Source organism: Flavobacterium gelidicaeli (assembly GCF_013294005.1).
In the GTDB taxonomy this organism is placed as follows: domain Bacteria; phylum Bacteroidota; class Bacteroidia; order Flavobacteriales; family Flavobacteriaceae; genus Flavobacterium.
In genome coordinates, this window is record NZ_JABSNK010000001.1 from 519,785 (window position 1) to 531,121 (window position 11,337).

General features: G+C 32.7%; 12 protein-coding genes. 6 read left to right on the plus strand and 6 right to left on the minus strand.

Annotated features, from left to right (window positions below):
• Nucleotides 1–141 precede the first annotated feature (141 nt).
• Both HNP99_RS02315 and HNP99_RS02320 read left to right on the plus strand, forming a co-directional pair.
• Complete coding sequence (locus tag HNP99_RS02315) at nucleotides 142–1,122, plus strand: LuxE/PaaK family acyltransferase (RefSeq protein WP_173850853.1); 981 nt, start codon at nucleotides 142–144, stop codon at nucleotides 1,120–1,122.
• A 37-nt stretch (nucleotides 1,123–1,159) separates the two neighbouring features.
• On the plus strand, nucleotides 1,160–1,834 hold the full coding sequence (locus HNP99_RS02320; RefSeq protein WP_173850855.1) for a hypothetical protein: 675 nt from the start codon (nucleotides 1,160–1,162) through the stop codon (nucleotides 1,832–1,834).
• A gap of 278 nt (nucleotides 1,835–2,112) precedes the next feature.
• Here HNP99_RS02320 and tyrS read toward each other — a convergent pair whose 3' ends face one another.
• Nucleotides 2,113–3,411, minus strand: a complete 1,299-nt coding sequence (gene tyrS / locus HNP99_RS02325) for a tyrosine--tRNA ligase (RefSeq protein ID WP_173850857.1) — start codon at nucleotides 3,409–3,411, stop codon at nucleotides 2,113–2,115.
• A gap of 115 nt (nucleotides 3,412–3,526) precedes the next feature.
• Between tyrS and HNP99_RS02330 the strand changes: the two genes are divergently transcribed.
• A complete protein-coding gene (locus HNP99_RS02330) occupies nucleotides 3,527–4,528 on the plus strand; it encodes an NAD-dependent epimerase/dehydratase family protein (protein WP_173850859.1) in 1,002 nt (333 codons plus the stop codon).
• 23 nt (nucleotides 4,529–4,551) lie between these two features.
• Here the strand turns inward: HNP99_RS02330 and HNP99_RS02335 are convergent, their stop codons facing one another.
• From HNP99_RS02335 to HNP99_RS02345, 3 genes are read right to left on the minus strand one after another with little or no spacing between them, the layout of a single operon-like run.
• Nucleotides 4,552–5,073, minus strand: a complete 522-nt coding sequence (locus HNP99_RS02335) for a DUF4296 domain-containing protein (protein WP_173850861.1) — start codon at nucleotides 5,071–5,073, stop codon at nucleotides 4,552–4,554.
• A 9-nt stretch (nucleotides 5,074–5,082) separates the two neighbouring features.
• Entirely contained in the window at nucleotides 5,083–6,423 is a 1,341-nt protein-coding gene (locus HNP99_RS02340; protein ID WP_173850863.1) for a dihydroorotase, read from the minus strand.
• Between the two features lie 11 nt (nucleotides 6,424–6,434).
• The gene (locus HNP99_RS02345) at nucleotides 6,435–7,160 is read right to left on the minus strand and encodes a polyprenol monophosphomannose synthase (protein WP_173850865.1); all 726 of its coding nucleotides are present in this window, start codon (nucleotides 7,158–7,160) and stop codon (nucleotides 6,435–6,437) included.
• 104 nt (nucleotides 7,161–7,264) lie between these two features.
• Between HNP99_RS02345 and HNP99_RS02350 the strand changes: the two genes are divergently transcribed.
• The 3 genes from HNP99_RS02350 (at nucleotide 7,265) to HNP99_RS02360 (ending at nucleotide 9,435) form a co-directional block, all read left to right on the plus strand.
• A complete protein-coding gene (locus tag HNP99_RS02350; RefSeq protein WP_173850867.1) occupies nucleotides 7,265–7,936 on the plus strand; it encodes a DUF4271 domain-containing protein in 672 nt (223 codons plus the stop codon).
• A gap of 12 nt (nucleotides 7,937–7,948) precedes the next feature.
• Nucleotides 7,949–8,698: a uroporphyrinogen-III synthase gene (locus HNP99_RS02355; protein ID WP_173850869.1), complete on the plus strand. Its 750-nt coding sequence runs from the start codon at nucleotides 7,949–7,951 to the stop codon at nucleotides 8,696–8,698.
• A 266-nt stretch (nucleotides 8,699–8,964) separates the two neighbouring features.
• Nucleotides 8,965–9,435, plus strand: a complete 471-nt coding sequence (locus tag HNP99_RS02360) for an Lrp/AsnC ligand binding domain-containing protein (protein ID WP_026708857.1) — start codon at nucleotides 8,965–8,967, stop codon at nucleotides 9,433–9,435.
• Nucleotides 9,436–9,731: 296 nt separating this feature from the next.
• Here HNP99_RS02360 and HNP99_RS02365 read toward each other — a convergent pair whose 3' ends face one another.
• Together HNP99_RS02365 and HNP99_RS02370 are read right to left on the minus strand one after the other, a co-directional pair.
• Nucleotides 9,732–10,430 carry a hypothetical protein gene (locus HNP99_RS02365; RefSeq protein WP_173850871.1) on the minus strand — a complete coding sequence of 233 codons (699 nt, stop codon included), beginning with the start codon at nucleotides 10,428–10,430 and terminating at the stop codon, nucleotides 9,732–9,734.
• Between the two features lie 40 nt (nucleotides 10,431–10,470).
• A complete protein-coding gene (locus HNP99_RS02370) occupies nucleotides 10,471–11,163 on the minus strand; it encodes a zinc metallopeptidase (protein WP_173850874.1) in 693 nt (230 codons plus the stop codon).
• Between the last annotated feature and the right edge of the window lie 174 nt (nucleotides 11,164–11,337).

Below are 11,337 nucleotides of genomic sequence, written 5' to 3' on the forward strand. Positions count from 1 at the left end.
ATCAAAACCATTTTAACCATATTAATTTGTTGCAATAAAGCTTTTAGAAGCTAAAGCGAGATGTACTAAAAGCAAAACATTTTAAACTCTATTTGAAACCAATAAAAAAGCATAAAATTAATATCTTTGTAAAAAAAAGTTTTGATTACTCCCACAGATATTTTCACCATTACAGGACAAAAACAATTTGAAAAAATTGCATTAAAAGTTTTTAGGTACCAATACGAGAACAATAAAGTTTATAATGAGTTTTGTAAATTATTAAATACTGATGTGGGATGTGTAAAAAGTATACAACAGGTCCCATTTTTACCCATTCAGTTTTTTAAAAGCCATGAAGTGGTTTCTAATAATGATCCCGTTCAAGCCACTTTTTCTAGTAGTGGAACTACAGGAATGATCACTAGTAAACATCTAGTTACTAATGTTGCAATCTATGAAGAAAGCTACCGCAAGGGATTTGCTGATTTTTATGGCAATATCGAAGACTATGTGGTTCTAGCCTTATTACCTTCCTATTTAGAGCGTGACGGTTCATCTTTGATTTACATGGTCGAAGATTTAATTAAATTGTCTAATCGCACTGAAAGTGGGTTTTACTTGCACAATCATGACGAACTCATAAAAAACCTAATCGCTCTAGATGATGTCGGACAAAATGTAATTTTGATAGGAGTCACCTATGCCCTACTAGATTTAATTGAGAAACAAAAATTTCAATTAAAAAACACTATTATCATGGAGACCGGTGGAATGAAAGGCAAGCGCAAAGAGATGATCCGTGAGGAATTGCATGAACAATTGTGCGCAGGTTTTGGCGTGACAGCGATTCATTCAGAATACGGTATGACCGAACTACTTTCTCAAGCTTATTCACTAGGGGATGGAATATTCGAATGCCCCTCTTGGATCCAAATCCTATTGAGAGATACCGAAGACGCCCTAAGCTATGTGGGTATCGGAAAAACTGGCGGAATCAACGTGATTGATTTGGCTAACATCAATTCATGCTCTTTTATAGCAACACAGGATTTAGGAAAGAAATACCCAAACAACTCTTTCGAAGTATTGGGACGTTTTGATAATTCAGATATTCGTGGTTGTAATTTAATGGTCATTTAGAATTCGTAGTATATTTATAACTTTTTAAACTTAGCACATGCGCATCATTTCTATTGTAATTTTCTTCTTTTCAATCTGTAGTTTTGCACAGAATCCAGAATTGGAAGTAAAAATAGATTCCATTACTTCACTAAATACAAATCCAAGTAACAGGAAATTCACAATACATTATCATATTAAAAACAGAACTAACACTATTGTTTCTTTTATCTTAGATACCAAATCGACAAAATCCAATACTACAAATTCTTTATCCTGGAGCCCTTCATACAGATTATACCAAGAAAATGTGACTATTGAAGCCGATAATATTTTCAATACAAAAAATACTCAAGAGCCAGTAAAAAAAACGATAAGTGAATTACGATCTAACAAAGGTAACTTAGAACAATACTTAGCTGCCGAGCAAAAAAAGATAAAAGAACAAAACAGTAAAAACATTATTCAAAGCATCATTAAATTAAATCCAAACGAAAGAAGAACGTACACTATAACCGCAAACTGGGATAAAAATAGATACCTACAGTATTTTGACAACGAATATTATTTAGACGAAAAATCCACCCACTACATTGACTTGCACATTAATTTATTCAAAGAGGAATTATATGAACGCTTACTTACCGAAGATTTAAACACAATAAAAGAAGACAAAACCATCACAAAAGGTTGGATCCAATCAAATAAAATGGAAATCAATTTTAAAGAATAACATACATTCAAAACACAAAAAAGTCACAATAGTTCCTTAGAACTCTTGCGACTTTTTGACCATTTGTTTATTTATTTACCATTTTATTTTTGAATATACTACAATAAACTATAGTCACATTCTTGTCATTCCGACAAAGGAGGAATCTCATCAAACCACTTACGTGACGGGGATTCCTCTTTCGTCGGAATGACAAACTAAATGTTAAATTTTGGGTATGAAAAATTTTACAGTACTTACTATGCTGAGAAAGTATTAATCGTTGTTTAACTTGAAAATTAAACTACTCTTACCACAAAGTAATTTTTCTTTCCGCTTTGTAACAATACAAATTGATTGTTGATTAAATCTTTTGACGAAAGTATAAAATCTTCTTTTATTTTCTCTTTGTTTATCGAAATCGAGTTTGCTGTCAAAGCTCTTCTCGCTTCTCCATTCGATTTAAAAAATCCTGTTTTATCATTCAAAACAGTGATGATTTCGATTCCCGCTTCCATCTCATTTCTTGCAATTTCAGCTTGCGGAACACCATCAAAAACTTCTAAAAAGGTCGCTTCGTCCAATTCTTTTAAATCAGCGGCAGTTGCATTTCCAAAAAGAATATTTGATGCTTTGATAGCTTTCTCTAATTCTTCTTTTGAATGAACAAAGGTTGTTAACTCTTCGGTTAATCTGCGTTGTAACACCCTTAAATGCGGCGCTGTTTTATGCTCTTCAATCAAGTTATCGATTGTTTCTTTATCTAAGAAAGTAAAGATTTTAATATATTTTTCGGCATCGACATCTGTCGTGTTTAACCAGAATTGGTAAAATTTATAAACCGAAGTTTTATCTGCAGTTAACCAAACATTTCCACCTTCGGATTTACCGAATTTAGATCCATCCGCTTTTGTAATCAATGGGCAAGTCATTGCATACGCTTTAGCCTCTTCGCCTACATTCATTCTACGTACTAATTCTGTTCCCGTAGTGATATTTCCCCATTGGTCAGAACCTCCCATTTGCAACAAACAGTTGTATTCTTTATGTAAATGGTAAAAATCGTATCCTTGAATTAATTGGTATGTAAACTCTGTAAAAGACATTCCTTCACCCTCTCCCGCAAATCTTTTCTTTACAGAATCCTTAGCCATCATGTAATTTACCGTAATACGCTTCCCTACATCACGAGCAAAATTTATAAATGACAACCCTTTCATCCAGTCGTAGTTGTTTACTAAAACCGGCGCATTTGCAGCATTTGAATTAAAATCTAAAAAACGAGATAAAACACCTTTTATTCCTGCTACATTATGGTTAAGAGTGACTTCATCAAGAAGGTTTCTTTCATCTGATTTTCCTGAAGGATCTCCAATCATTCCTGTTGCACCACCTATTAAAGCAATGGGTCTATGCCCAAAGTTTTTTAAATGTACCAAAAGGATAATAGGAACTAAACTTCCAATATGCAAAGAATCAGATGTAGGATCAAATCCTATATAAGTAGTGGTCATTTCTTTTAAAAGTTGTTCTTCGGTTCCAGGCATGATGTCGTGAACCAATCCGCGCCACTGTAATTCGGAAATAATATTTTTCATTCTACTTAGTATAATTTTTATGCAAATATAAAATTTAAAGTCGAATCGCTTATTTGTTTGTGTGCATAATCTTAAAAAATCGCAATTCGTAAATCATAATTCGTAAATTTGCTATATGATATTAGTAACAGGAGGAACAGGTTTAGTGGGCGCACATTTATTACTGCAATTGATTGAACGTGGAAATTTAGGTTCCAATCAAATTCGCGCTATTTATAGAGACCCAAGCAGCATCCTAAAAACTAAAGCATTATTTACTCATTATCAAAAAAGCTCACTATTTGACACCATAGAATGGGTTCAAGCAGATATCCTTGATGTTCCTTCGCTAGAAAAAGTCTTCACTGGGATTGATTATGTTTATCATTGTGCCGCCCTTATCTCGTTTGCCTCTAAAGACGAAAACAAACTACGCAAAATCAATATTGAAGGCACTGCTAATATCGTCAACTTTTGCCTCGCCAGAAATATCAAAAAACTATGTCACATTAGCTCTATTGCTGCACTAGGCGACTTAGCTCCTAATGAAACGGTAGTTACAGAGGAATCTGAGTGGAATCCTGAAAAGCCACATAGCGATTATGCCATCTCTAAGCATGGTGCCGAAATGGAAATATGGCGCGGCCAGCAAGAAGGTTTAGCGGTAATTATTGTAAATCCAGGAGTGATTATAGGACCCGGTTTTCCTGATCAAGGAAGTGGGGAGTTATTTAAAAAAGTGAGTAAAGGATTGTCTTTTTATACCTCAGGAACTACGGGTTTTGTAGCCGTAAATGATGTTGTAACTAGCTGCGTACAACTAATGGAAAGCGATATTAAAAACCAAAAATACATCCTTATCACTGAAAACAGTTCTTTCAAAAATATTCTTAATGCAATAGCTGATTCTTTAAAAGCAAAAAGACCTTCTATAGCACTTAGTCCGCTTGCAATGGAGGTATTATGGAGAGCTGATTGGATCACCTCTTTTATTTTTAGAAAAAAAAGAAGCCTTACTAAAGCTACAGCAAGAGCTTCTTATTCTACTACCTTATATTCTAATGATAAAATCAAAGCGGCTTTAAAAACCAACTTTACTCCCATTGCTCATTATATCCAAGAAAACAAATTCTTGTAAATCTGTATTGCTTTCGATAATTATTATTTGACTGCAGCAGCATTTTTATTTAAGAGAACTTTAGCTGCTTTAAATTTGCGTTTGCGTTTCAACTCAATCGCTCTATCTTCACTGTAAGGTTTTAATAAAGAATCATTTTTTAAAGCTGGTTTTTCTTTTAAAAGCAGTAAAGAATCTTTCTTACTTTTAGCTTTATTCTCTTTTTTAAGTATTGAATCAAGTACTGTTTTTTTATCATCTAAACGCTTGATAATTTTATCAAACATGTCTTTATATTCAACATAATTAGAAGCGTAATAAATATTGCTTTTAGCAAATTGAAGGCTATCAATCTTATATTTTTTAAAAATATATTCTGACGGGTTCAATTCTATACTATCTCTCACTGTATTGTTTTGGTACTTGATACCATCCAAAAGTGATAAATCATACATAATATTCATCATTTTTTCTTTTTCAATAAGACCTTTGGGTTTTTCGACCACTTCCTTCTTACAACTAAAAAATAAAAACAACACCGCAATCAATACTATACTTTTTTTCATTTTCTATTTTTAACGATCAAACAAAAGTCTTTTCCCTGCGCGAATATCTTTAACTTTAAAAGCGTTATATACTAATTTCCCGTTTACAAAAGTATGGGTGATTCTAGACTTAAAAGTAAACCCTTCAAAAGGAGACCAGCCGCATTTAGCAAAGATATTCTCTTTTTTCACACTCCAAGGCAAACCTGCATTCACGATTACTAAGTCGGCAAAATAACCTTCTTTAATAAAACCTCGTTTTTCAATTTTGAAAATTTTAGCTGGATTATGGCACATTTTCTCCACAATTTTCTCCACACTAATTTTTCCTTGATGGTGTGCTTCAAACATAGCTACAACAGCGTGTTGTACTAACGGCCCACCTGAAGGTGCTTTTAAATACGGTTGTTTTTTTTCTTCAAGAGTATGCGGCGCGTGATCAGTAGCAATAACATCAATACGATCGTCAAGCAATGCTTCCCAAAGTACTTTTCTATCATTTGCTGTTTTCACTGCAGGATTCCATTTTATCAAATTTCCTTTAGTAGCATAATCATCATTAGTAAACCATAAATGGTGAATACAAACCTCAGCAGTAATTTGCTTTTTTTCTAACGGAATTTTATTGGTAAACAAGTCCATTTCTTTTGCCGTAGAAAGATGAAAGATATGCAAACGTGCACCGGTTTTTTTAGCCAAAGCAACCGCTTTAGAAGAAGAAATATAACAAGCCTCCTCTGAACGAATTAAATGATGCGCTGTTACAGGAACATCATCACCATACTCAGCTATAAATTTTTCAGTATTACTTTTAATAGTTGCTTCATCTTCACAATGAACAGCAATTAACATAGAAGTACTAGAGAATATCTTCTCTAATGTAGCCTCATTATCTACAAGCATATTCCCTGTAGATGATCCTAGAAATATCTTTACTCCAGGAACATTCTTAGGATTAGTTTTTAAAACTTCGGCTAAGTTATCATTAGTTGCTCCCATCATAAAGGAGTAGTTTGCATACGATCTATCGGCTGCAAGTTGGTATTTTTCTTCTAGAATTTCTTGAGTAACGGCATTAGGAATCGTGTTAGGTTGCTCAATGAAAGAAGTGATCCCTCCTGCAACGGCAGCTCTAGATTCTGATTCGATATCTCCTTTATAAGTAAGTCCTGGCTCTCTAAAGTGCACTTGATCATCAATAGCGCCCGGCATTAAATAATTACCTTCGGCATCAATGATTAGACAATTAGATGATTTTGCACTAATACTTTCAGCAACTTCTACAATTAAGTCGTCCTCAATTAACACATCACCCTCAAAAATCACCCCTTCATTTACTATTTTGGCATTCTTAATTAAAACACTATTCATGGTTTCCTTTATTATAAAGTATTTAATAATTTTTTTATTCTTAGCGAAATAACTCCAAAAACGGCTTCAACAATAATTGAATTACTCATTTTAGAAACTCCTTTTGTTCTGTCTGTAAAAATTATTGGCACTTCAGTAATTTTAAAATTTTTAGAGAAAGTTCGGTATTTCATTTCAATTTGAAAAGCATAACCCACAAATTTTATTTTATTAATATCTATTCTCTCTAAAACCTCTCTTTTATAACATACAAAACCTGCAGTGGCATCGTGAATTTTCATTCCCGTAATCATGCGTACATATACTGATGCAAAATACGACATCAATACTCTGCTTAAAGGCCAGTTTACTACATTTACTCCTGTTACGTAACGAGAGCCTATTGCTAAATCAGCATTCCCAAAATGACAAGCATCATACAATTTTTCTAAATCATTTGGATTATGTGAGAAATCAGCATCCATTTCAAATATAAAATCATACTTATTTGCTAGCGACCATTTAAAACCATGTACGTAAGCAGTACCTAATCCGGATTTCTTTTTTCTAACTTCTAGAAATAAACGACCTGGAAACTCTTCTTGCAACAGCATCACTTTATCAGCTGTACGATCAGGAGAATTATCATCAACGATAAGCACGTGAAAAGGTTTGTGTTGCGAAAGCACTGATCTTATAATGCTCTCAATGTTTTCAATCTCGTTATAGGTAGGGATTATAACAATACAATCGTTCATAAATCTTGTAATTTCACGGCAAAAGTAACGTTTTTATGCCATTTCATTCATAATAAAATTATAATAAAAAGATTCATATAAAAAATTAGTAATTTTGCAGCGATATGATGGAACACTTACTTCAACCGAGAATTATTGAAAACAAAGATTGGGCAACCTTTTTATTTGTTTTGACATTTGCGCTTATTGCTTTTACCAAATCATTCCATGAAAATCGATTTGGAGATTTCATGAATTTACTATTTTCTGATAAATATTCTAAAGTATACCGCGATAGCAGCAATATAAAGAGCACTTTTACAATTTCTTTATTTATTGCTCAAGTGATTTCGTTTGCCTTTTTTATCCAATTGTCATTAAGCTTCTTTGGTTATGCATCAAAAACAGACTGGTTGCTTTACATTCAAATAACAACATTACTAGGATTCTTCATTCTTTCTAAATTTTTGATCGAAAAAATTATCGCAACAGCGTTTAATATTGAGGAATTTATGGAGCAATACAACCTGCAAAAAGTAACTTATAGAACCTACATTGGACTATTATTACTACCAATCAATGTAATCCTATTCTATTACAGTGATTTTTCAAGAAATATTTTACTGATAATCATAGCTATATTATTGCTATTAAACATATTAACCTATTTGATTACAATAAAAAATTATCAAAATCTAATAATAGGTAAGTTGTTTTATTTTATTTTATATCTTTGCACTTTGGAAATAGCCCCCTATTTTTTTATGTATTATTGGTTTACAAAAGGTAGCGCCTAGAAAAAATAAAATATGAAAGTGAAAACAATTTTGGTGTCACAACCCGAGCCTAAAGTAGAGAACTCTCCTTACTTTGAGCTTCAACAAAAGCATAAAGTGAAAATTGATTTCAGACCTTTTATTCACATAGAAGGAGTTAATGCTAAAGAGATTCGACTTCAAAAAATCGATCTTAATCATTATACTGCAATTATTTTAACTAGTAGAAATGCAGTAGATCATTTTTTTAGAGTAGCTGATGAAATGCGCTTTAAAGTTCCTGAAACTTTAAAATATTTCTGTCAATCAGAAGCAGTTGCTTTTTACCTACAAAAATACGTAGTTTATAGAAAACGTAAAATTTATGTAGGTCCTAAGGATTTTGCTGATTTATCTCCGCTAATTAAAAAATACAAAGACGAGAAGTTCTTACTTCCTGCTTCTGATCAATTAAATGCTGACGCGCCAATTGTATTAGATAGTTTAAAAGTAGACTGGACTGCAGCTGTTTTTTACAAAACAGTAATGAGTGATTTATCTGATCTTGCTGATGTTTATTATGATGTTTTGGCTTTCTTTAGCCCAACCGGAATAAAATCATTGTACAAGAACTTTCCGAATTTTGAGCAAAACGATACTCGTATTGCCGTTTTTGGAAGTACTACTCAAAAAGAAGCTTTAGATCACGGATTAAGAATTGATATTCTTGCTCCTACACCTGACACTCCTTCTATGACTATGGCACTTGAAAAATACATTGTTGAAGCAAACAAATCAAAATAACATTTGTTATTATATATATTAAAAGCCGCTAATCAGCGGCTTTTTTTTTATTTATGATTTTTAAAATAAGCCAATACTTTTTATAAAAAATTTCAATTGTTAACTCAAACGCAGTTGACAACCACTATTGCATCTCAATCTAGCTCGAAGTAAAAAACCAGACTCAGCTATAATATATTGATTTACGGTGTTATTTTGTGATTTTTTACTTAATTTTGATTTATAATTTTAACTAAAAAACAATTTTTAGTTTCAAAAGCTAACTAATGAAAATCAATTCCCTTGTAGTAGAAATAGACGGTATCGACAAAGAAATTTTACGCGATCTAATGCAAGATGCTCGAAAACCCATTTTGCAAATTGCAAATAAAATTGGAATTTCAGGAGCTGCAATTCACCAACGCTTGCGCAAATTAGAACAATCTGGCGTAATCTCAGGATCTAAATTTACGGTGAATCATAAAATACTTGGTTACAACACGATGGCATTTGTAGGTGTATATCTTGACAAAGCATTACGAAACCCAGAAGCAGTAAAGGAACTAAAAAAAATTCCCGAAGTTTTAGAATGTCACTACACTACAGGAAACTGGTCTATATTAATAAAAATAATTTGTAGAGACAACGAGCATTTAATGCACATGTTGAATACTAAAATACAAGCCATCGAAGGCGTTTCAAGAACAGAAACTTTTATCTCCTTAGACCAGCAAATTAATAGACAAATTCAGCTTTAGATAACGCTAAAAAAATCGCAAATGCCAATTTATAAAAATTGAAATTTGTGATTTTTTATTTATCCCATTTATAAAACTACTCCATTAAAAGTTCAAAGTCGTGAATTATTACTGCATCTCGACTGCACTCAATGTGACAAAATCAGACTGAAACTTATTGCACTGGTTATGACACTATATTTAAAACGTTTTCGGCTTAGCGATGTGGCATACATCGAAGAACAACTGTTGAATTTAGTGCTAAACCCGCCATATTGCCAAACCGATGTTATGGGCCGTTATTTTTTGATAATTATTTACAAATCAAGTTTATCAAAATCTTTTATATTAGACAGCCTTGTCAATTGTTTAATATTTATTCGCTCCCAAGTTTCTTTAAAATTATCTGTCGTATAGTTATCTCCGTCCACATCTTTATTTAGATTATCACGTGTGAGTTTCTTTTTTGTCAAAAAATTTATACTTACTTCATATTGCGGGACTGAACCTCTACTTGAATAGGAATCATAACCAATAAGTTCCATATCTCCATTTTGACACCTAAATGTGTAGCTCCAACTACCGTATCTTCCGTGTCTATAACTTATATATAGTTTTCTGTTTTTTATTTCAAAATCTAATTCTGGTGCAAAATACACACCACCATCTTCGTTTTCAGAAGAAAAACAATCATAATTTTTTGAAGCTAATTCGTATATTTTTCCTTTTTTTAACAATACAATAATACCTCTACGGTTTCGATTTAATTCGCCACGATATTCGTCTTGTATAATTTTGCTTTTGTCTGTTCCCTTAATGATGAGTACAATATCTTCTAATCCATCACCATTTAAATCTCCTTTTATCACATCAAAGGCACCAGATGAAACCCCACCTTCATACTTGTACTTTACATATCCTTTTGGGATAAAGTCTAAATAAGCTTTCTTTTCCTTAATTTGTCCAAAAACTGAAATCGTCCAAATTGTCGTTAAAAATATTAAAAGTTTATTCACACGTGTCGTTTTTTATAATTACCCATAACAAATTCACAACTTAATCTCTTCTACTTCCCGCTCCCATATAAATAGAAACATAGTACAACAAAGTTCCTATCGATCCTATCGCCGCAACTACATAAGTTCTAGCAGCCCATTTTAAAGCATCTTTTGCCCCTGCTTGTTCTTGTTGCGTAAGCATACGTTTGTTTTCTAGCCAAGCCAAAGCGCGGTTACTTGCATCATATTCAACCGGTAATGTTACAATCGAAAATAGGGTTGTTGCTGCAAAAAGTACAATTCCACCTAGTAGCAAATAAGGAAAACTATTGATCAATAAAATCCCTCCTATTAAAACCCATTGCATATACTTAGAAGACACATTTACAAAAGGCACCAACTTAGAGCGCATGGTCAACCATTGATATCCTACAGCATGTTGCACAGCATGACCACATTCATGAGCCGCTACTGCTGCTGCAGCTGCGTTACGTTGATTGTAAACCGACTCACTTAAATTCACCGTTTTATTCACTGGGTTATAATGATCTGTCAATTGTCCTGGTGTCGAGATAACACGTACATCCGTAATACCATTATCGGCTAACATTTTCTCAGCAATTTCAGCACCAGACATTCCGTTTTGCAAATGCAGTTTAGAATACTGCTCAAATTTACTTTTGAGCCTAGAACTTACTAACCAGCTAAAAAGCATGATAGCACCTGCTAGAATTAAATACCCTGATCCCATATCTTTATTTTTAAGTGTTTTATTGTAATACTATCATAATAGCAAAATTTGAACCAAAATGTTAAAATGCCACTATGACATTTTCTAAATATACGTAAAATAAAAAATCCAAACGCTAACAAAGTAGCATTTGGATTTTTTATCACTAGGTACCAACTTGATAATTAGCTACTA

Coding starts and splice junctions, on each gene's coding strand:
- HNP99_RS02330 (WP_173850859.1), top strand. CDS start 3,527: ATGATATTAGTAACAGGAGGAACAGGTTTAGTGGGCGCACATTTATTA.
- HNP99_RS02355 (WP_173850869.1), top strand. CDS start 7,949: ATGAAAGTGAAAACAATTTTGGTGTCACAACCCGAGCCTAAAGTAGAG.
- HNP99_RS02335 (WP_173850861.1), bottom strand. CDS start 5,073: ATGAAAAAAAGTATAGTATTGATTGCGGTGTTGTTTTTATTTTTTAGT.
- HNP99_RS02340 (WP_173850863.1), bottom strand. CDS start 6,423: ATGAATAGTGTTTTAATTAAGAATGCCAAAATAGTAAATGAAGGGGTG.
- HNP99_RS02350 (WP_173850867.1), top strand. CDS start 7,265: ATGATGGAACACTTACTTCAACCGAGAATTATTGAAAACAAAGATTGG.
- tyrS (WP_173850857.1), bottom strand. CDS start 3,411: ATGAAAAATATTATTTCCGAATTACAGTGGCGCGGATTGGTTCACGAC.
- HNP99_RS02345 (WP_173850865.1), bottom strand. CDS start 7,160: ATGAACGATTGTATTGTTATAATCCCTACCTATAACGAGATTGAAAAC.
- HNP99_RS02320 (WP_173850855.1), top strand. CDS start 1,160: ATGCGCATCATTTCTATTGTAATTTTCTTCTTTTCAATCTGTAGTTTT.
- HNP99_RS02360 (WP_026708857.1), top strand. CDS start 8,965: ATGAAAATCAATTCCCTTGTAGTAGAAATAGACGGTATCGACAAAGAA.
- HNP99_RS02370 (WP_173850874.1), bottom strand. CDS start 11,163: ATGGGATCAGGGTATTTAATTCTAGCAGGTGCTATCATGCTTTTTAGC.